General features: G+C 67.2%; 14 protein-coding genes and 1 pseudogene. 1 reads left to right on the top strand and 14 read right to left on the bottom strand.

The window, feature by feature from the left end; translation table 11 throughout:
• Positions 1 to 3: 3 nt before the first annotated feature.
• From CK620_RS08415 to efeU, 14 genes and pseudogenes are all read right to left on the bottom strand, one after another.
• Entirely contained in the window at positions 4 to 498 is a 495-nt protein-coding gene (locus CK620_RS08415; protein ID WP_095549943.1) for a MerR family transcriptional regulator, read from the bottom strand.
• Positions 499 to 639: 141 nt separating this feature from the next.
• Positions 640 to 972: an integration host factor subunit alpha gene (locus CK620_RS08410; RefSeq protein WP_095542985.1), complete on the bottom strand. Its 333-nt coding sequence runs from the start codon at positions 970 to 972 to the stop codon at positions 640 to 642.
• A 13-nt stretch (positions 973 to 985) separates the two neighbouring features.
• Complete coding sequence (gene pheT, locus CK620_RS08405) at positions 986 to 3,448, bottom strand: phenylalanine--tRNA ligase subunit beta (RefSeq protein ID WP_095550109.1); 2,463 nt, start codon at positions 3,446 to 3,448, stop codon at positions 986 to 988.
• 10 nt (positions 3,449 to 3,458) lie between these two features.
• Positions 3,459 to 4,106, bottom strand: a complete 648-nt coding sequence (locus tag CK620_RS08400) for a hypothetical protein (RefSeq protein ID WP_143326017.1) — start codon at positions 4,104 to 4,106, stop codon at positions 3,459 to 3,461.
• Positions 4,107 to 4,128: 22 nt separating this feature from the next.
• Entirely contained in the window at positions 4,129 to 5,184 is a 1,056-nt protein-coding gene (gene pheS, locus CK620_RS08395; protein WP_095549941.1) for a phenylalanine--tRNA ligase subunit alpha, read from the bottom strand.
• A 383-nt stretch (positions 5,185 to 5,567) separates the two neighbouring features.
• The gene (gene rplT, locus CK620_RS08390; RefSeq protein WP_095539729.1) at positions 5,568 to 5,927 is read right to left on the bottom strand and encodes a 50S ribosomal protein L20; all 360 of its coding nucleotides are present in this window, start codon (positions 5,925 to 5,927) and stop codon (positions 5,568 to 5,570) included.
• A gap of 18 nt (positions 5,928 to 5,945) precedes the next feature.
• A complete protein-coding gene (rpmI, locus tag CK620_RS08385; protein ID WP_095549940.1) occupies positions 5,946 to 6,149 on the bottom strand; it encodes a 50S ribosomal protein L35 in 204 nt (67 codons plus the stop codon).
• A gap of 179 nt (positions 6,150 to 6,328) precedes the next feature.
• Positions 6,329 to 8,497, bottom strand: a complete 2,169-nt coding sequence (locus CK620_RS14325) for a peptidase U32 family protein (RefSeq protein WP_238946075.1) — start codon at positions 8,495 to 8,497, stop codon at positions 6,329 to 6,331.
• 72 nt (positions 8,498 to 8,569) lie between these two features.
• Positions 8,570 to 11,728 (bottom strand): efflux RND transporter permease subunit, encoded by a 3,159-nt coding sequence (locus tag CK620_RS08375; RefSeq protein ID WP_095549939.1) that lies wholly within the window; start codon positions 11,726 to 11,728, stop codon positions 8,570 to 8,572.
• On the bottom strand, positions 11,725 to 12,876 hold the full coding sequence (locus CK620_RS08370) for an efflux RND transporter periplasmic adaptor subunit (RefSeq protein ID WP_238946074.1): 1,152 nt from the start codon (positions 12,874 to 12,876) through the stop codon (positions 11,725 to 11,727). Before CK620_RS08370 ends, CK620_RS08375 begins: the two co-directional genes overlap by 4 nt.
• Positions 12,877 to 13,180: 304 nt before the next feature.
• A pseudogene (gene efeO / locus CK620_RS08365) lies at positions 13,181 to 14,029 on the bottom strand (iron uptake system protein EfeO); the annotation flags it as partial.
• 44 nt (positions 14,030 to 14,073) lie between these two features.
• Positions 14,074 to 15,465, bottom strand: a complete 1,392-nt coding sequence (gene efeB / locus CK620_RS08360) for an iron uptake transporter deferrochelatase/peroxidase subunit (protein ID WP_095549938.1) — start codon at positions 15,463 to 15,465, stop codon at positions 14,074 to 14,076.
• Positions 15,466 to 15,533: 68 nt separating this feature from the next.
• Positions 15,534 to 16,754: an iron uptake system protein EfeO gene (efeO, locus tag CK620_RS08355; RefSeq protein ID WP_095549937.1), complete on the bottom strand. Its 1,221-nt coding sequence runs from the start codon at positions 16,752 to 16,754 to the stop codon at positions 15,534 to 15,536.
• A 68-nt stretch (positions 16,755 to 16,822) separates the two neighbouring features.
• Complete coding sequence (gene efeU, locus CK620_RS08350; RefSeq protein ID WP_095549936.1) at positions 16,823 to 17,653, bottom strand: iron uptake transporter permease EfeU; 831 nt, start codon at positions 17,651 to 17,653, stop codon at positions 16,823 to 16,825.
• 211 nt (positions 17,654 to 17,864) lie between these two features.
• Between efeU and CK620_RS08345 the strand changes: the two genes are divergently transcribed.
• Complete coding sequence (locus tag CK620_RS08345) at positions 17,865 to 20,378, top strand: ATP-dependent helicase (RefSeq protein WP_238946073.1); 2,514 nt, start codon at positions 17,865 to 17,867, stop codon at positions 20,376 to 20,378.
• The last annotated feature ends 317 nt before the right edge of the window (positions 20,379 to 20,695 follow it).

Genomic DNA, 20,695 nt, shown 5'->3' with positions numbered 1-20,695 from the left:
ATCCTAGTTTTTGGGCTGGCCGGACAAAATGGCGCGAATTTTTGACAGCTCGTCGCGCAATTCGTCCCACGACAGGCTGCCTGTGCTGGTGCTGGCGGCAGACGCCGTAAATAGGGTGCCTTGCGTCTGCACGGCATCTTGTTGTGCGGCACCAGAAGGCGTGTCGGCGGCCGTGCTCACTTCTTCGCTGGCTGAGGCGCCGGCTGCACTCATCTGTGCTTGGGCTGCGGGGGCTTTGTTGGGGCTCCAGTTCTGCAAGCGCGAGCGCGCGCCGCTGATGGTGAAGCCTTGTTCGTAGAGCAGCTCCCGGATGCGACGGATCATCAGCACCTCGTGGTGCTGGTAATAACGCCGATTACCGCGGCGCTTCATGGGGCGCAGCTGCGTGAATTCCTGTTCCCAATAGCGCAGGACATGGGGTTTGACGTCGCACAGTTCGGCCACTTCGCCAATGGTGAAGTAGCGCTTGACAGGGATGGGTGGCAAGGGGGTGTTCATAGCAGGCAAACAAGGGCCATGGCACGCACCGCGCTCAATGGCGCACGCACAGTAGCGCACGCCATCATAACGCGCCAGTCACTGACGGGGCAGGATGGCGGGGCCTCCGTTTGGGAGAAAGATGGCTTGGCTGTCTCTGACTCAGCCTGAGCTGCCGGGCTGGACTTTTTCTTTGAGCTTGTTGCTGGCGTGGAAGGTGACCACGCTGCGGGCCTCGATGGGGATGGCTTCGCCGGTGCGGGGGTTGCGCCCAGGGCGTGCGGCTTTGGTGCGAACCTGGAAATTGCCAAAGCCGGAGATGCGCACGCTCTCACCGGCAATCAGTTGCTTGGCGATGAGCTCGAAGAAGGCATCGACGATGTCCTTGGATTCGCGCTTGGACAGGCCAATGCGCTCGTAAAGCAGGTCGGCCAGCTGGGCCTTGGTCAGCGAATTGGGCTCCAGGCTGGCGATGTCGAGGGGGAACTCAGTCATGGCATGGGCTCTTTCAGCGGCGCAGGCGCGCCGCTACGGCGCGCTCCAGCGCTTGTACCACAGCTGCGACGGCGGCATCGATATCGGCATCGGTCAGCGCTGCGCCGGCGCTGTCGAAGCTCAGGCGCATGGCCAGGCTTTTCTCGCCAGGGCCAATGCCGCCCTGCTCGCCAGCGGCCTGGTTGGCGGCGGGGCGGTAGATGTCGAACAACAGCGCTTGTGTCAGGGCAATGGGCAGCTTGGCCTGCACAATGGCTTGGTGCACCTGGGCATAGGGGGTGGCCTCGGCCACGACGATGGCGATGTCACGCTCAATGGGCTGATGCTTGGATATGGCCTGGGCTTGGGGCAACTGGCGCGCCAGCACGGCCTGCCAATCCAGCTCGAACAGCATGGGCGCGTGCGGCAGCTCCCATTGTTGACGCCATTGGGGGTGCAGCTCGCCCAGCACGCCAATGGGCTGGCCGTCCAGCAGCACCTGGGCGCTGCGGCCGGGGTGCAGCGCAGGGTGTTCGTAGGGGATGAATTCGGCCTGCGCGGGCGCCAGCAGGGCTTGCACGTCGCCCTTGAGGTCGTAGAAATCCACGCGGCGCTCGGTCTGGCCCCATTGGCGGCCAGCGGCGTCGCCATAGGCGATGCCGGCCACGCGCAGGGGCTGGTGCACGCCTTGTACGCTGGCCTCGCTGGTGACTACGCTGGCATCGCGCGCAAAGACGCGGCCGACCTCGAACAGGCGCACGCGGCTGGCTTTGCGATCCAGGTTGAACTTGAGCACGTTCAGCAGCGAGCCCAGCAGGCTGGAGCGCATCACGCTCATGGGTGCGGCGATGGGGTTGAGCAGGCGGATGGGGTTGGCGTTGCCAGCCAGATCGCGCTCCCAGCTCTCTTGCACGAAGCTGAAGTTGATGGTTTCCTGATAGCCCAGCCCCGCCAACAGGCGGCGCACGGCGAATTTACCGCGCTGGGTTTCGCTGGGGGCTTGCGCGACGATGGGGGCCAGCGGCGCGGTATCGGGCAATTGGTTGAAGCCAATGATGCGGGCGACTTCTTCGATCAGATCGGCCTCGATGGCCAGGTCAAAGCGGTAGGGCGGGGGGGTGACGCGCAGCACTTCCCCTTCGGCATGGGCCACGCGCTCGCAGGGCAGGCCCAGGCGGGCAAAGACCTCCTCGCACTGCTGGGCGCTGATGGGCATGCCGATGACCTTGGCGGCGCGCGCCACGCGCAGCTCGATGGGGCGCGCCTCGGGCAGGCGCAGGCGCTGGTCGTCGATGGGGCCAACCTGGGTGTGCGGCGTGCCGCAGATCTCCAGTACCAGGGCGGTGATGCGCTCGATGATCTCCACCGTGCGGCTGGGGTCCACGCCGCGCTCGAAGCGGTGGCCGGCATCGGTGGCGAAGTTGAAACGTCGCGAGCGGCCCTGGATGGCCTCGGGGTGCCAGAAGGCCGCTTCGATGTAGATGTTGCGCGTGGCATCGCTCACGGCGGTGGCGTTGCCGCCCATGATGCCCGCCAGCGATTCGACCTGGCGGGCATCGGCGATGACGCCCACCTGCTCATCCAGCGCGACGGTGTTGCCATTGAGCAGCTCCAGGCTTTCGCCCGCGCGGGCCCAGCGCACTTGCAGGCCGCCCTCGATCTTGTCCAGATCGAAGATGTGGCTGGGCTGGCCGTACTCGAACATGACGTAGTTGGAGATGTCCACCAGCGGTGAGACGCTGCGCTGGCCGCAGCGCGCGAGTTGCTCGACCATCCACGCCGGGGTGGTGGCCTGGGGGTTGACGCCCTTGACGATGCGGCCGGAGAAGCGCCCGCACAGATCGGCAGCCTGCACCTGCACGGGCAGGGTTTCGCTCATGGTGGCGGGCACGGCGGGGATGGCTGGCGTGTGCAGCGGCGCGCCGGTCAGCGCGGCCAGCTCGCGCGCAATGCCGTACACGCTCAGGCCGTGCGCCAGATTGGGCGTGAGCTTGATGGTCAGCAGCGCATCGTCCAGGCGCAGATACTCGCGCACGTTCTGGCCCACGGGGGCGTCGGCGGGCAGCTCCAGCAGGCCGCCGTGCTCGTCGGAAATGCCCAGCTCGCGCGCCGAGCACAGCATGCCAAAGCTTTGCACGCCACGCAGCTTGCCGACCTTGATCTTGAAGGGCTTGCCATCCTCGCCCGGCGGCAGCTCGGCACCGACCATGGCGCAGGGCACTTTGATGCCCACGCGCGCATTGGGCGCGCCGCAGACGATGTTCAGCAGCGCGCCATCGCCGGCCGCGCCCACATCCACCTGGCAGACGCGCAGGCGGTCGGCATCGGGGTGTTGCACGGCCTCCTTGATTTCGCCGATGACGATGCCGCCAAACGGCGGCGCGGCCGGGCGGATTTCTTCCACCTCGAAGCCGCCCATGGTCAGGGTCTCGGCCAGTTGCTCGGTGTTCAAAGGCGGGTTGCAGAAGGCGCGCAGCCAGGATTCTGGGAATTGCATGGTGTGTGCTTTAGGGTTGGGCGCTGCGCGCATCGCGCGCGGACGCATGGTCGGCAAGGCGTTCGAGGGCGGCGGCTTGGCGCGCCAGCAGCTGGTTTTGTTCTTGCACCGAGGCCAGCAGATCCCTGGAATAGGTTGAGCCACCGGAGCGGCGCACCAGCCACAGCCACACGCCAATGAGCAGCAGCATGGGACCCCAGTTGAGCAGCAGCCGCATCCAGACGGTTTGCGCAAACGCCGGGGCTTGCGGGCCGCTGCCGGCTTCGGTGAATGCACCCGAAATCAGGCGGATTTGGGCGCTGGCGTAACGCCCGGCTTCGTAACGGGCGCGGCCGCTCAGGCTCACCATCATGTCTTGCCCGGGCGGCAGTTTCAGGCCGTAGGTGACATCGTTGAAGGCATCGATGAGCTTGCCTTGGGCGTCGAAAAACTGCACTTCGAAGACAGGGTCTTCCAGCGCCAGATCGCTGGTGTTAGTGGCCTTGCCCAAAGCGGTGAGCGCGCCGCAGCAGGCTTTGCCTTCGGCGGGCGCGTTGTAGCTGAAATCGATGTCGCTCAGGCGCACGGTGTCGTAGCCGGGCGCGGCGGCGCTGGCTGTTGCACCTGCAAGCGCCATTGCCAAAGCCAGGGTGGCAGTGAACAGGGCAGGGCGTTTCATGCGGTTGATCCGGCAGATGGGGTCAGCGGAACTGCTGCAAAAAGCGCACATCGCCGTCAAAGAACAGCCGCAAGTCGCTCACGCCATAGCGCAGCATGGCCAGGCGGTCGATGCCCGAGCCGAAGGCAAAGCCGATGAAGCGCTCCGGATCCAGCCCCATGTTGCGCACCACCTGCGGGTGCACCTGACCGGAGCCGGAGACTTCCAGCCACTTGCCCGCCAGCGGGCCGCTTTGGAACTGGATGTCGATCTCGGCGCTGGGCTCGGTGAAGGGGAAGTAGCTGGGGCGAAAGCGCAGCACCAGGTCGTCGGCCTCGAAGAAGGCGCGGCAGAAGTTCAGGTAGGTGGCCTTCAAGTCCTTGAAGCTGACGTTCTCGCCCAGCCACAGGCCCTCGACCTGGTGGAACATGGGCGAGTGCGTGGCGTCGTTGTCCACGCGGTAGGTGCGCCCGGGGGCGATGACGCGCACCTCCTGCACCTCGCCGCGCGCCAGGGCTTCGGCGTGCTTGCGCGCATGGGCCGTGGCGTAGCGGATTTGCATCGGGCTGGTATGGGTGCGCAGGCAGTAGGGCTGGCCGTCCTCGCCCTGCATGTCCACGTAGAAGGTGTCCTGCATGGAGCGCGCGGGGTGGTTGGGCGGGTTGCCCAGCGCGGTGAAGTTGAACCAGTCGTTTTCGATTTCCGGGCCATCGGCCACGTCAAAGCCCATGGAGCCGAAGATTTGCTCGATGCGCTCCCAGGCCAGGGTCACGGGGTGCAGGCCGCCTGTTTCGCGGCGGCGCCCGGGCAGGCTCACATCCAGGCGCTCGGCCTGCAACTGGCGCTGCAACTCGGCATCGGCCAGGGCCTGGCGGCGCGCGCTCAGTGCCGCTTCGATGGCCTGCTTGGCCTGGTTGATGGCCGCGCCCTGGGTCTTTTTCTCCTCCACGCTGAGCTGGGCCAGGCCTTTCATCAGCGCGGTGATCTGGCCGCTTTTGCCCAGGAACCGGGCCTTGGCGTCTTCCAACGCCGCAGGGGTGGCGCATTGTGCAAATTGGGCTTGGGCCTGCTCGACCAGGGCCGCCAAATCGGTGCTCATATCCGTGCTCTCAAATCAGGGGCTAGTGTGTCGTCCCGCAAAAACCTACACATCAAATCGAGTCTGCCGCGCCATGGCTGCGTTGCAACTGCACGCGATACCGCCCGGTATCGCTGTACTTTGCGCCTTGGCCTGACACGCCATGCATCGGTTTGATTCATGCAGTGATCTTCGGGGCAGCGCAGTGGCAGCGAATAGCAGCGGGGCTGGCTTGGCATTCCCGGGTAGCCTGATGGCGCTGCTTGCCAGGAATGCAATCACACGCTGCAGCTGCGCCGCGCGCTGCAAAAGAAAAAAGGGCCGGCGCTCAGAGAACCTGCATGCAGATTCGCAAAGCCCGGCCCGACGGCGGAAAAGGCAACTTGCCTTGTATGGTGAAGCGATTACGCCGCCAGTTTGGCCTTGGCCTGCTCGACCAGGCTGCCGAATGCGGCTTTGTCATGCACGGCCAGATCGGCCAGCATCTTGCGATCGATTTCGATCTGGGCCTTCTTCAGGCCGTTGGTGAACTGGCTGTAGGTCAGACCCAGTTCGCGCGAAGCGGCATTGATACGGGCGATCCACAACTGGCGGAACACGCGCTTTTTGTTGCGGCGATCGCGGTAGGCGTATTGGCCAGCCTTCATCACCGCTTGCTTGGCAACGCGGAAGACGTTGCCGCGGCGACCGCGGAAACCTTTGGCCAGCTTCAGGATTTTCTTGTGACGGGCATGTGCCGTAACACCACGTTTGACGCGAGGCATGTGCGTGACTCCTTCTGATTACAGACCGGCAAATGGCAGCATTTGCGCCATGTGGCCGAGGTTGGTTTCATGCACGTTGGTCACGCCGCGCAGTTGGCGCTTGTTCTTGGTGCTCTTCTTGGTGAGGATGTGGCGCTTGAACGCCTGGCCGCGCTTGACGGTGCCACCTGGGCGAACGCGAAAACGCTTTTTCGCGCTGCTTTTGCTCTTCATCTTAGGCATAACAGTTTCCTGACTTGTTTGACATTGTGGCTGTTCAGGCGTGCCGCCTGCGCCGCTGCAATGGCGTTTGCCGCTGCAGCCCGCGCGGGCTGGCCCTTGGCGATCGCTGCCGATCTGCCTGCAGCCACTTGTGATTTCCCCAGGCGCAGCAAAGCCGCCTTACCCAGGAAAACCGGCGATTATACATGCCGCGTGCTGGTCGGGCGTTGGCGATAGAACCGCATGGGCACGCCTTCGGCCAACGCCTGCTGCTGGGCCTGGCGTTGCTGAGCCAGCACGCCGGGCTTGATCTTGCCCACCACGTGCATTTCGCAGGGCTTGCAGTCAAAGCGCAGGGTGAGCCTTTCCTTGCCGTTGATCAGATGCAGCGGCTCGGCCTTGATGGTGCCCTTGACGCCGATCACCCCCTTGGCTTGCTTGGGGCACAGGCTCATGGAATAGCGCACGCAATGCTTGGTGATCATCAGGCTGACTTCGCCCAGCTCCTGGTCGGCCTCGTAGGCCGCGTCGATCACCTGCACCCCGTGCTTGAGGTAGAAGGCGTGCGCCTGGTGGTTGAGCACGTTGGCCAGATACGTCAGCGTGTCCTCGGGGAAGGGCGCGGGCGGCTCTACAGGCTGGGCGCGCGGCGGGCGCACGTAGCCGCTGGCGCGCGCTGCTTCCAGCGCGGCCAGGGCGTCGCGGCGCAGGTGGTTGAGCAGCGAGGCGGGCAAAAACCAGCTCTGTTGCAGCCGCGCCTGCACGGTCAGCGGCTCGAACATCGTGTTGCCAAAGCGCTGCAACTGCTGGGCGGCGGCGCGCTCGCTCTCGGCCAGGGTCTGCGGCTGGCGCGGCATTTGCTGCGGGTGCGCCGCCTGGGCGCTGGCGGCAAAGCCGTCCTCATCGCTCAATTGCAGCAGCAACTGGCCCGGCTGCGGCTCGCTGAGCGTGGCCCACAGGCCGATGCGGCGCATGCTGGAGGGGCGCTCCAACATGCGCTGCCAGTGCATGTCGCGGTTGCGGTTGATCGTCAAGTCCTTGCGCAGGTCTTTCAGGCTGGCGATCGGGTCTTTGGGCCAGATGCGCCACTGCCCGGGGCGGCCGCTGGGCGCTGGCTCGGCGCGGTTGATGGCCATGCCCACCAGCTCGCCGCGCAGGTCGTAATAGCACAGGCCATCGCCGTTGGAGAGCTGCGCGGCGCTGTCGCTCAATTGCACGTCCAGCCAGTTGTCGGCGGCGCTGGCGTTGGCAGCAGCCGTGGCAGAAACCGCAGCCGCCGCTGCCGGGCGCTGGCGGCCCGCTTTGGCAGCCGGGCGGCCTGCGGTGGCGGTGGGCGCGGCCTTGTTGACTGCCTTATTGAGGGCAGCCTTATTGATGGCCAGCACCCAGCTAATGGGCGTGCCGGGGTTTTTGGGCGAATCGAACGCGCCAATGTCCTGCTGGCGGCCGTTGACGAAGTAATCGGTGAAGGCGCGGTTGAAGTTCTGCTGCGGATCGGGCGTGAAGAAAAACGTGGTGCGCCCGCTGGAGGCGCGCGCCAGCGGCTGGGCGCCCGATTGGCTGGCCTCGATCTGCTCATCGAGCAGGCGGCGGTAGTGGGCGGTGATGTTTTTCACATAGCCCATGTCCTTGTAGCGGCCCTCGATCTTGAAGCTGCGCACGCCCGCCTCGATGAGCGCGCCCAGGTTGGCCGATTGGTTGTTGTCCTTCATCGACAGCACGTGCTTGTCGTAGGCGATGAAGCGGCCCTGGCTGTCTTGCACCTGGTAGGGCAGGCGGCAGGCCTGTGAGCAATCGCCCCGGTTGGCGCTGCGGCCCGTGTGGGCGTGGCTGATGTAGCACTGGCCGCTGTAGGCCACGCACAGCGCGCCGTGGATGAAGAACTCGATGGTGGTGCGCGCCGGGTCGATGGCATCGCGGATGGCGGCGATCTGCGCCAGCGTCAGCTCGCGCGCGGGCACGATTTGCGAAAAACCCACGTCCTGCAAAAAGCGCGCCTTCTCGGGCGTGCGGATGTCGGTCTGCGTGCTGGCGTGCAGTTGGATGGGCGGCAAATCCAGCTCCAGCAGGCCCATGTCCTGCACGATCAGCGCATCGGCGCCCGCCTCGTACACCTGCCAGGCCATGCGGCGCGCCGCCTCCAGCTCATCGTCGCGCAAGATGGTGTTGAGCGTGATGAAAATGCGCGCGCGATAGCGGTGCGCGCGCCGCACCAGGCGCTCAATATCGGCAATGGCATTGCCCGCCGTGGCCCGCGCACCAAAGGCCGGCCCGCCGATATAGACAGCATCCGCGCCGTGGTTGATGGCCTCGATGCCAATATCGGCATCGCGCGCCGGGGCGAGCAGTTCCAGTTCGTGCGCTTGCATAGGTGGGGCCTTGGGTGGTGTGGGGGCGGTGTTTTGCGGGCCGGCATTATCCGTGATGGCCCTTTGCCCATGTTATGCGGCGCTGCCGGGTGCGGCGGGCGTTTCGCGCCGCACGCGAAACAGCAGGGCGTACAGCGCGGGCAGGGCCAGCAGGGTCAGCACGGTGGCCACGATCAGGCCGCCCATGATGGCGGTGGCCATGGGGCCCCAGAACACGCTGCGCGAGAGCGGGATCATGGCCAGCACGGCGGCGGCGGCGGTCAGGGCGATGGGGCGCAGGCGGTGCGTGGCGGCGTTGAGGATGGCATCCCAGGCGGGCACGCCGGCGGCGCGTTCGAGCTCGATCTGGTCGATCAGGATCACGGCGTTGCGCTGGATCATGCCCATCAGCGCGATCACGCCCAGCAGCGCGACGAAGCCAAAGGGCCGCCCCGTGGCCAGCAGCGCGGCGGCGATGCCGGCGATGCCCAGCGGGCCGGTGAGGAACACCAGCAGCGCGCGCGAGAAGCTGCGCAGCTGGATGACCAGCAGCGTGAAGATGATGAACAGCATCAGCGGCACGCCGGCGGCGATGGAGGCCGAGCCCTTGGCGCTTTCGGCGATGGCGCCGGCCACTTCGATGCGGTATTCCTGCTGGCCCTCGGCGTGCCATTGCCGCTCCAGCGCGCGCAGCGCGGGCAGCAGCGCGTTGGTGACGGTGGCGCCTTGCTGGCCTGCGGTGACATCGCCCTGCACGGTGATGGCGTACTGCCGGTTGCTGCGCCAGAGCACGCCCCATTCCCAGTCCATGCGCGCAGTGGCGATCTGCGACAGTGGGATGGCGCCGCCGAAGCTGGTGTTGATGTAGGCATTGCCCAGCGCCGTGAGGCTGTCGCGCTCGGCCAGCGGCGGGCGCAGCACGATGGGGATGAGCTGGTCGTCCTCGCGGTACTGGCCGATGGTCTCGCCCTCGAGAATCATCTGCGTGCCGCGCGCGATGGACTGGCTGTTCACACCCAGGGCCAGGGCCTTGTCCTGGTCGATATCGAGGCGCCAGGTCTTGATGCGCTCATTCCAGTTGTCGTTGACGCCGCGCATGTGCGCATGGGCGCTCATGATGGCCTTGACCTCATCGGCGCGCGCGCGCAGTGCGGCCGGCTCGGGGCCGATGACCTTGAATTGCACCGGATAGGGCACGGGCGGGCCCATGGGCAGCAGCTTGATGCGCGCGCGCACTTCGGGCAGCTGCTCGGCCAGGGTCTGCGGCAGGCTGCGCAGCAGCGCGTCGCGCTCTTGCAGCGAGTGCGGCTGCACGATGAATTGCGCCACGTTGCTCTGTGGGAAGATCTGATCGAGCGGCAGGTAAAAGCGCGGCGTGCCCGAGCCGATCCAGGTGGCGACGTTGCGCACGCCCGGCTGCACGGCCAGGGTTTGCTCGGCGCGCAGCGCCACGTCCTCGATGGCCTGGAAGGACGCGCCTTCTGGCAGCCAGAGATCGACCATGATCTCCGGGCGGTTGGAGTCCGGGAAGAACTGCTGCTGCACCTTGGCCATGCCGACCAGGCCCAGCGCGAACAGCGCGAAAGTGGCAAAGGTGGTCAGCCAGCGGTGCACCAGGCACCAGTCGAGCAGGCGGCGAAAGCGCTGGTAGAACGGCGTGTCGTAGACCTCGCCATGCGCGCCGGGCGCGGGCGGCTTGAGCAGCAGCACGCCCAGGTAGGGCACGAAATAGACCGAGACGATCCACGACAGCAGCAGCGCCACTACGGTGACGCCGAAGATGGCGAAGGTGTACTCGCCAGTGGTGGAGCGGGCAATGCCGATGGGCAGAAAGCCCGCGGCGGTGATCAGCGTGCCCGTGAGCATGGGCTTGGCGGTGATGTCGTAGGCGAACAGCGCGGAGCGGAACTTGTCGTAGCCCTCTTCCATTTTGCGCACCATCATCTCCACGGCGATGATGGCGTCGTCCACCAGCAGGCCCAGCGCGATGATCAGCGAGCCCAGCGAGATTTTGTGCAGGCCGATGCCCCAGTAGAGCATGACCAGAAAGGTCAGCGACAGCACCAGAGGGATGGTGATGGCCACCACCAGGCCGGGGCGCATGTCCAGCGTGTAGCGCCGCCACAGCGGCGCGGCGCCAGCGCGCTTGTGCAGGCCCAGTGAGAGAAAACTCACCGCCAGCACGATGGCCACGGCCTCGATCAGCACCTTGACGAACTCGCCCACGGCGCTGGTGACGGCCTCTGGCTGGTCCTGCACGTTGCGCAGCGTCATGCCCGCGGGCAGCGCCTGGCCAATGGCCTCAGCCTGGGCGTGCAAGGCCTGGCCCAGCGCCACGATGTCGCCGCCCTTGGCCATGGAGATGCCCAGCGCAATCACCGGCTGGCCCTCAAAGCGCACCTTGACGGAAGGCGGGTCTTCATAGCCGCGCCAGACCTGGGCAATGTCGCCCAGGCGCAGCTGCTGGCCCGATGCGGCCTGGATGGGCATGGCGCGCAAATCCTCCAGCGCGCCGAACTGGCCTTGCACGCGCACGCGCACCTGCTCGCCGTCGCCGTGCACGCTGCCGGCGGCGGCCACGGCGTTTTGCTGGCCCAGCTGCGCCAGCACCTGGTTCATGTTCAGCCCCAGCTGTGAGAGGCGCTGCTGGGGCGCTTCGATGTACAGGCGCTCTTGCTGCACGCCAAACAGCTCGACCTTGGCCACGTCCGGCACGCGCAGCAGCTGTTGGCGCACGCGCTCGGCCTGGGCCTTGAGCTCGGCCGGGCTGTAGCCAGGGCCTGAGAGGGCGTAGATCACGCCATAGACATCGCCGAAGTCGTCGATGAAGAACGGGCCGCGCACGCCCTGGGGCAGCTGCCAGGCCATGTCGCCGACTTTTTTGCGCACCGTGTACCACAGCTGCTGCACCTGCGCCGGCGGGCTGCTGTCATCGAGCTGGAAGACGATTTGCGACTGGCCGGGCTTGGAGTAGCTGTCGATCTTGTCGGCAAAGGGTACCTCCTGCAGCGTGCGCTCGATGCGGCTGGTGACCTGCTCGGCCACCTGCTCGGCGGTGGCGCCGGGCCAGTGCGTCTGGATCACCATGGCGCGGAAGGTAAAGGGCGGGTCCTCGTCCTGACCGAGCTGGAAGTAGGCGAAAAAGCCCAACACCATCAGCACCACCAGCAGGTAGCGCGTCAGCGCCGGGTGCTCCAGCGCCCATTTGGAGATGTTGTGGCGCGAGACGGGCGGATTGTGGGCGGCGCTCATCGCGTTGGCTCCGCTGCGCTGGGCTCGCCGCTGCCCGGCCCCTCGAAGATGCGCACCTTCTCGCCCTCTTGCAGCACGTGTGCGCCCGTGGCCACCAGCTGCTCGCCAGCTTGCAGGCCGCTGCGCACGATCCATTGATTGCCGTCGGCCTCGCCCAGCTCGACGTGGCGGCGCTGCACGGTGCTGCTGCCCGGCTCATAGACCCAGACGCTGCTGCGCCCGGCCTCATCGCTCCAGATGGCCGTGCCGGGCAGGCGGATGCTGGGCTGCGCCTGCGCCGCGCGCGGCCAATCGACGGTGACGGTCGCGCCCAGCGGCGGCTGCGCCGCGCCGAGGATCTCCAGCTTCACGGCAAAGGTGCGCGTGGCCGGATCGGCACTGGCGGCGATCTCGCGCACCCGCGCCGCTTGCGGCGTTTGCTGATCGGCCCAGGCGCGCACCGTCACCTCCTGCCCCACCTTGACCTGCGCCAGGCGCTGCTCGGGCACGGCAAAGCGCACCTCGCGCGCGCCATCCAGGGCCAGGCGCACCACCGGCGTGCCGGCGGCCACGACCTGGCCGGGTTCGGCCAGCGTGGCGGTGACCACGGCATCGGCATCGGCCACCAGCCGCGTGTACTCGGCCTGGTTGCCCTGCGCGCTGAGCTGGGCGCGGGCCTGCTCGACGCGCGACTGCGCCGCCTTCAGCGCGGCGCTGCGCCGGTCCAGCTCGGCGGCGCTGATGAAGTTCTGCGCGCGCAGCTCGCGGTAGCGCTGCAAATCGGCCGCTTGCAGATCGCGCTCCGTAGTGGCCGCGCGCAATTGGGCCTGCGCCGCCGCGGCCGAAAGCTCGTAATCGGTCGCATCCAGCTGCGCCAGCAGCTGGCCCTTGCGCACCGCCTGGCCCTGCACCACCGGCCGCGCCAGCAGCTTGCCGGCCACGCGAAAGCCCAGCGCGGCCTCGCTGCGCGCGGCCACCACGCCAGCGTACTGAATGGGCGGCTGCTGCGCGGTCTCGCCCACCGTCAACAGCTTGACGGCGCGCACCGGCGGGGGTGGCGCCTCGGGGCGCGAACAGGCGGCCAGCGACAGGGCAAGCAGACACATCAGGCACAGCGCCGCAACGGCACTGCGGGCGCGCAATGGCGATCGGAAATCAGGGCTGGACATGGGGGAGGGCGGCAAAGCGGGCGCATTGCCAGCGGGCTGCGAACCTGCGGCAGTCACTGGCAGCGGCAAGGCTGAAAAAACGCCGATTGTGCGCCAAAAGGGCGGCAGGCCGGGCGCTGAGCCCCGATGCCCAGCACCTCTACATCGCCCTGCCCAAGGCCGTGCTGCGCCTGAAGCTCGATGGCGCTGCAGCAGGGCAGCCTTGAAAGCCCATCCCCAAGTCAAGGCCAGAATTTCAACGGCCCCGATCGGGGCCGTTGTGCCGTGGGCGTGGCGCTCCAGTCGCGGCCTGAGGCGGCGGGGATCAGTTCAGGCCAAGCTTGCCGCGCAGGGTGGAGAGGTCTTCGGCCAGCTTGTTGATGGCGGCGGCCATGACGGTGCGGTCTTTGTCGCTGAGCTGGTCGTAATCGACATAGCCCTTGCCGTCCTTGGCCTCGTATTTCTTCAGGATGTCGAAAACGGTGTTGAAGTTCTTGTCCACTTCGGCCAGGAAGGTTTTTTCCTTCTCGGCGATGAGCGGGCGCACGAGTTCGACGATTTTGTAGGAGCCATCGACGTTGGCCTTGAAGTCCCACAGGTCTTTCTTGCTGTAGCGGTTTTCCTCGCCGGAGATTTTGGTGGCGGCCACTTCTTCCATCAGCACGGCCGCGCCGCCGACGACGATCTCGGGCGGGAAGGTCAGCTTGGCGATGCGCGATTGCAGCTCCTTGACGTCGGCCAGCAGCTTGTCGGCCACGGGCTTGACGTCGTCGGCGGTTTTTTTCTCCCACAGGCTGTATTCGATGCGGTGGAAACCGGGGAAGGCGGGGTCTTTCTCGGCGCCTTCGTAGTCGTCGGCGCGCGAGTCGATGGCCACGTCCAGGTCGCTGAACAGCTCGGCGATGGGTTCGACTTTTTCATAGCTCACGCGCGTGGGGGCGTAGAGGGCTTTGGCCTTTTCGATGTCGCCGGCCTTGACGGCTTCGACGAAGGCGCTGGTGTCCTTGACGAGCTGGTCAACGTTCTCGCTGACGTAGAGCTTGTATTCGGCAATGGGGGCCACGAGGTCGAGCGCGGCGGCCTTGGCCTGCGCGAAGACGTTGCCCGCCAGGGCGGCCAGTGCGGCGGTGGCGATGAGGTGTTTGAGGGTCATGGTCAAGTCTCCTGGCTGGCGTGCAGCCGTTGGGGTGGGGAAAAACGGTTTGGCCTTAACTGGCCTTAGCTGGCTTTTTGCGAGCCCTGACGCACGGCGGCGATGAGGGCGCTGCCCAGGTAGTCGCTGTTGCCTTGCACGCCGGGCAGGGTGAAGAAGTAGCCGCCGCCAACGGGCTTGATGTATTCCTCCAGCGGCTCGCCGTCGAGCTTGCGCTGCACGGCGATGAAGCCTTGCTCCAGATCGGCCTGGTAGCAGATGAACAGCAGGCCCTGGTCGAGCTGGCCGTTTTTGGCGATGCCGTTGGAGTAGTTGAAGGGGCGGCGCAGGATGAGGTGTTTGTCCGATTCGGGCGTGCGCGGGTTGGCCAGGCGAATGTGCGAGTCCAGCGCGGTGATCTCGCCCTCGGGGTCTTTGCTGTAGTCAGGCACCTGGAATTCGGTGGCGTGGCGCTGGTCCAGCGGCGCGCCGCTCATCTTGGTGCGGCCGAAGATTTGCTCTTGCTCGTTGAGCGGGGTGCGGTCCCAGCGCTCGACGAAGTTGCGGATGATGCGCACGGCCTGGTAGGTGCCGCCGTGCGCCCAGGCCGGCTCTTGCTGGCGCTGGCTGTCCACCCACACGATGCGGCGCATCAGCGCGTCGTCGTCGGCATTGGGGTTGGCCGAGCCGTCGCGAAAGCCCAGGAAGTTGCGCGCGCTCTCGACGCTGCCGTCGGGGCCGGGGGCGATGACGGGGACGTTGCCTTCTTGCTTCCAGCGCGGCACGAGCTGATCGCTCAAGTGTTTGATGATGTCGCGCAGGGCGTGGATGGTGGTGTCTTGCGTGTTGGCGCAGATTTGCAGGCTGATGTCGCCGTGGCAGAGCGAGGCGTCCAGCGCGTCGTTGGGAAAGCGCGTCATGCGCTGCAACTGCACGGGCTTGTGCGGCGCCAGCCAGGGGCGATCGTCAAACAGCGAGCTGCCCAGCGAGACGGTGATGGTCAGCGCATCGGGCGCGATGTCGGGGCCGAGGATGCCCGAATCGGCCGGCGGCAGCAGCGGGTCCAGCTCTGGAGGCGTGCCGCCCTGGGTGAGGAACAGGGCGCGCTCGGTCAGGCGTCGCAGCAGGCGCTCAAGCTCATCGGGCGTTTCGGCCAGGGCCGCAAAGCTGGCGATCATGCCGTTGGCCGGGCGCGCTGTGGTGATGCCCGCCTGGTGCGGGCCGAAGAAGGCCACGCGGTCTTGCGGGGAGGCGCGGTGGCTGACGGGCGCATCGGTGACTTTGCCCGAGCCTTTTTGGTCGGCCGCAGCGCCTGCGCTGGCGGCGGCCTGGTGGGCGCAGCCGCCCAGGGCGGCCGAACCCAGTCCGACCAGCCCGGCCAGGCCCAGGCCCTTGAGCGCTTGGCGGCGCGGCAGGGTGGCGCGGTCGTTGCCGGGGGTGGGGTTGTCGGGGTTTGCCTGGGATGTATCGCGTGTCATGGCATGGATCCGTGGGGATGAAAAATGGGTGCGCTGGCTGGCTGGCGTGCCCGTTGGCGATGGCCGGATTACTCCAGCCCCAGCGCGGGGTTGATCTGGGCGATGGCATCGGCCAGCTCGCCCAGCAGGGCGCTGAGCTGGGCGCGCTGCTCGGGCGTGATCTGGGCGTAGGGCGGCCAGTCTTCTTCGGCATCTGCTTGGCCTTGCGCCTGCACTTGATGGGCCCGCAGCGCGGCGCGCACGGCGGCAAAACGCTGCTGCACCTGGGCGGCCAGCTCGGGCCGCGCGCCTTGCAGCAGTGGGCCGGTGAGCAGGACGATTTTTTCCATGCCCTCCAGGTTGGCGTGCACATCGGCCAGGTCAGTCTGGGCGTAGGGGTTTTCGCCTTGTGCCAACGCGCCTTCTTGCAGGCGGTGGATGAGCCAGAGGGCGCTGTCGCTCAAATCCTCGGGCTTTTGTTGCAGCTCGCGCAGGCGGGTTTTGAGGGCATCGGCATCGGCGGCCAGCTGTTGGGCTGCGTTGCTCAGGCCAGCGGCGCTGCCTTGCTGGAACAGGGCTTTTTCCAGGCGGTGAAAGCCGGTGAAGGCGGGGTCGTCCTCGCGCTGGGCCAGGTAGCTGGCTTGCGGGTCGATGCGCGCTTCCAGATCGGCAAAGCGCCCGGCCACGCCCTCAATGCGCTTGTAGGCCGCACGCGCTTGCAGCCAGTGCGCGCGCGCGGCGTTCACATCGCCCGCCGCAACGGCGTCGGCCAAGGCCAGGGCCTGCTTGTGCAGCGCGCCCGATTGCATGATGAGGTGTACGCGGCTTTCCGAGAGCGGGCCGATGAAGGCTTCGATGGGCGGGCGCAGGCGCTCGGCCTCGGACGAGGCGGTGGGCGTGACGGTGAGGCTGCCGCGCGGGTTGGACAGCAGGCCACAGGTGATGGCGAAGCTGCCAGGGCGCAGCTTGACGGTCAGCAGCGAGTGAAAGCCCGGCGCGATGTTCTCGCGCTCGGCCACGACCATCACGCCGTCGAGGATCTCCCACTCCAGCGGGCGGCGCGAGGCGTTGTGGATTTCGAACGTGGTCACGCCCGCAGGCAGGGTGAAGTCGGCCGGCTCGCAGGTGGCGTCGTTGACGATGACCTTGTGCGTGTGGCCGCGCTCAGGCCCCTTGGCCGTGCGCGTGGCGTAATAAAACACGGCGATGGCGGCCACCACCAGCAAGGCCGAGAGCGCCAGCGCGACGTGGATGAATTTGCCGGGGCCAGGGGCGCTGGCCGGGGTTTGAGGGGCGGCGTTGGGCTGCATGGGCGGTTTGAAAAAAAGTGGGCTGGTGGGGGCGGTCGCTTCAGGCGGGTCGGCTCAGGGTGGTCGATTCAGGCAGAGCGGGGCTGGGCCTCTTTCACCGGCTGCAGGAACAGCGCCAGCGCGGGCACGAGGTAGAGCAGCCAAGCCAGCGCCTCGCCCCAGGTGGGCGATTCGTGGTAGCCCAGCAGGCCCGAGAGCACGGTGCCCGCCACGCTGGCATTGGGCAGGGTGCGGCTTAAATCCCACACCGGCGCTTGCAGCCAATTCCACACGCCCGCTTCGTGCAGGTTGCGCAGCACGCCCGCCAGCAGGCCTGCGGCCACGAACAGAATGAAGATGCCGGTGTAGCGGAAGAACTTGTGCAGGTTCAGCCGCACGCCGCCCCAGTAAATGCCCAGGCCCAGCGCCACGGCCACGGCAATGCCCGCCAGCGCGCCCAGCGGCGCGGCCGGGCCGGGGCTTTGCTGGAAGATGGCCAGCAGGAAGAACACCGATTCCAGCCCCTCGCGTGCGACGGCGAAAAACGCCATGCCGATCAGCGCCCAGGCGCCGCTCTGGCCCCGGCTGGCATCCAGCGCGGCGTCGATGCCCGCGTGCAGCTCGGCCTTGAGCGAGCGCGCCGCGCGCCGCATCCACAGCACCATGTAGGAGAGCACGCCCACGGCCACCAGACCGACGATGGCCTCGAACAGCTCTTGCGTCTTCTGCGGGAACTCGCGCCCGGCCAGCAGCACGGCAGCGCCGGCCAGCAGCGACAGGGCCACGGCCAGCAGCACGCCCACCCAGATGGCGGGCAGCCATTGCGCGCGCCCCGTCTGGCGCAGGTAGCTGGCGATGATGCCCACGATCAGGGCCGCCTCCAGCCCCTCGCGCAGCATGATGAGAAATGGTGCAAGCATGAAAAACGTTCCCGAAGTGCAGGGCAATGGCGCCTGTGGCCGGCGCATTCTACGGGGATGACAAAGCCAATAAGAACAGATTGCATTCGCTTTCCTGTCGATGCCAACCCGGCCCAGGCGCACGACTGGCATGGCGCACGAAAATGCGTTGCAGCCACAAGGAGAGCGGGGGGGCAGGGCAGCCCAGGGCCGGGCCATACAATCGCCGGCCATGAGCTTGCCCCAGATGGATTCCTTGATGCCCCGCCCCGCGCCCGACGCGCCGCTGCTGGCCGGCCTGAACCCCGAACAGCGCGCGGCCGTGACCTTTGCCGGCGGCAACGCCCTGATCCTGGCCGGCGCAGGCTCGGGCAAGACGCGCGTGCTGACCACGCGCATCGCCTGGCTGCTGCAGACCGGCCAGGTCTCGCCCGCCGGCATCCTGGCCGTGACTTTCACCAACAAGGCCGCGCGCGAGATGGTCGCGCGCCTGTCGGCCATGGTGCCGGTGTCGGTGCGCGGTATGTGGATTGGCACCTTCCACGGCCTGTGCAACCGCATGCTGCGCGCCCATGCGCAAACCGTGGGGCTGCCGCGCCAGTTCCAGATCCTGGACGTGCAAGACCAGCTCTCGGCCATCAAGCGCCTGCTCAAGGCGCAGGGCGTGGACACCGAGCTGCAGCCGCCCAAGAAGCTGCAGTCCTTCATCAACCACTGCAAGGAAGAGGGCCTGCGCGCCGGCGACGTGCCCGCGCGCGATGCCGAGTCGCGCCAGCGCGTGGAGCTGTACGCGCTGTACGAGCAGCAGTGCCAGCGCGAGGGCGTGGTGGACTTTGGCGAGCTGATGCTGCGCAGCTATGAGCTGCTGCGTGACAACGCCGCCGTGCGCCAGCACTACCAGCAGCGCTTTCGCCATGTGCTGATCGACGAGTTCCAGGACACCAACCGCCTGCAATACCAGTGGCTGCGCCTGATTGCTGGCGCCAGCCTGCCCGGTAGCAGCGCCGCCGCCCAGGGGCAGGCTGGCAGCGTGGTGGCCGTGGGCGATGACGACCAGAGCATTTACGCCTTTCGCGGCGCGCGCGTGGGCAACATGGGCGACTTCGTGCGCGAGTTCGGCGTGGCCGCGCCCATCAAGCTGGAGCAGAACTACCGCTCCTACAGCCACATCCTCGACGCGGCCAATGCGCTGATTGCGCACAACCGCCAGCGCCTGGGCAAGAACCTGCGCACGGATCAGGGCGCGGGCGAGCCGCTGCGCATCCACGAAGCGCCCAGCGATGGCGCCGAGGCGCAATGGATCGTCGATGAAGTGCGCCAGCTGATGCAGATCGACGGCTTCGCCCGGCACGAGATCGCGCTGCTGTATCGCAGCAACGCGCAAAGCCGCGTGCTTGAATCGGCGCTGCTGGCGGCCAACGTGCCCTACCGCATCTATGGCGGGCTGCGCTTTTTCGAGCGCGCCGAGATCAAGCACGCGCTGGCCTACCTGCGCCTGCTGGAGAATCCCAATGACGACACCAGCTTTTTGCGCGTGGTCAACTTCCCCGCGCGCGGCATCGGCGCGCGCACGCTCGAAGCCCTGCAGGACGCCGCACGCCCGCAGGGCCTGGCGCTGCACGCCGCCGTGGCGCTGCTGCCGGGCAAAAGCGGCGACAAACTGCGCGGCTTTGCGCAGCTGCTGGAGCAACTGCGCCAGGACAGCGCCAGCCTGACGCTGCGCGAGCTGATCGCGCTGATGCTCGAGCGCAGCGGCCTGATCGCCCACTACCAGGCCGAGAAGGACGGCGTGGACCGCGTCGAAAACCTCGAAGAATTGCTCAACGCCGCCGAGAGCTTCATCGTGCAGGAAGGCCATGCCGGCAGCGCCCGCCCGCAGGACGCGCAAGGCCAGCCGCTGCGCCAAAGCCCGGCCAGCCAAGGCCTGCAGGGCGATGCGCCACTGCAGTTTGATGCCCCACCGCCCTGGCAGGTGCAGCAGCCAGCCGCGCTCGATGCCCAGGCGCTGTCCTTCTACGACGCCGACACTGGCGAGGCGCTTACGCCGCTGGCTGCCTTCCTCAGCCACGCCGCACTCGAAGCGGGCGACAACCAGGCCCAGGCCGGGCAGGACGCCGTGCAACTGATGACCGTGCACGCCTCCAAGGGGCTGGAGTTCGACGCCGTCTTCATCGCCGGCATGGAAGAAGGCCTGTTCCCGCACTACAACAGCCTGAGCGACCAGGATGGCCTGGAGGAAGAGCGCCGCCTGATGTACGTGGCCATCACCCGCGCGCGCAAGCGCCTGTACCTCAGCCTGGCGCGCGAGCGCATGCTCAACGGCCAGACACAGTACAACCCGCCCAGCCGCTTCCTCGACGAGCTGCCCGAGCACGCCGTGCGCTGGCTCACCCCGCCGCGCAGCGCCACGCCCCAGGCCAGCCTGGGCTGGGGCGCGCGCCCCAGCGGCAGCTGGCATCAGCCCCGCCAGCCCGCGCCTTGGGATGCCCCGCCGACGGCGGCGTCAACCACGGCGCCTGCCGCCACGCGCCATCGCCCAGGCCCCGGCGCGGCGGCCAGCAGCCCCAGCAACGCCGGCAGCCACGGCCTGCACGCCGGCCAGCAAGTCTTTCACGCCAAGTTCGGCCAGGGCCAGGTGCTGCACATCGAAGGCCAGGGCGCCGACAGCAAGGCCAAAGTCCACTTCGCCCGCCACGGCACCAAGCTGCTGCTGCTGAGCGTGGCCAAGCTGACGCCATTGGCCTGAGGCCGCCCTACGCCCTATACGGTGAGTGGAGATATTGGCCGTGCCGCCAGACCGGCTGTACTCCATGTGCTTTGGTGGCGCTTGGCGAGCCCCCTGAGTCGCTTATTGCCACTTGTGCCAAGAAGCATGTTTGTTGCATAAGTTTCACTAATTGGCATATGGCTACAATCGACGCCCTATGAACACATGGAGCACGCAGCACGCAGCACGCAGCACGCAGCACGCAGCACGCAGCACGCAGCACGCAGCACGCAGCACGCAGCACGCAGCACGCAGCACGCAGCACGCAGCACGCAGCACGCAGCACGCAGCACGCA

The organism is Vandammella animalimorsus (assembly GCF_002285285.1).
Classification (GTDB): domain Bacteria; phylum Pseudomonadota; class Gammaproteobacteria; order Burkholderiales; family Burkholderiaceae_C; genus Lampropedia; species Lampropedia animalimorsus.
The sequence above is the reverse complement of the archived record's forward strand: the minus strand, read 5'-3'. Positions and strand labels throughout refer to the sequence as shown.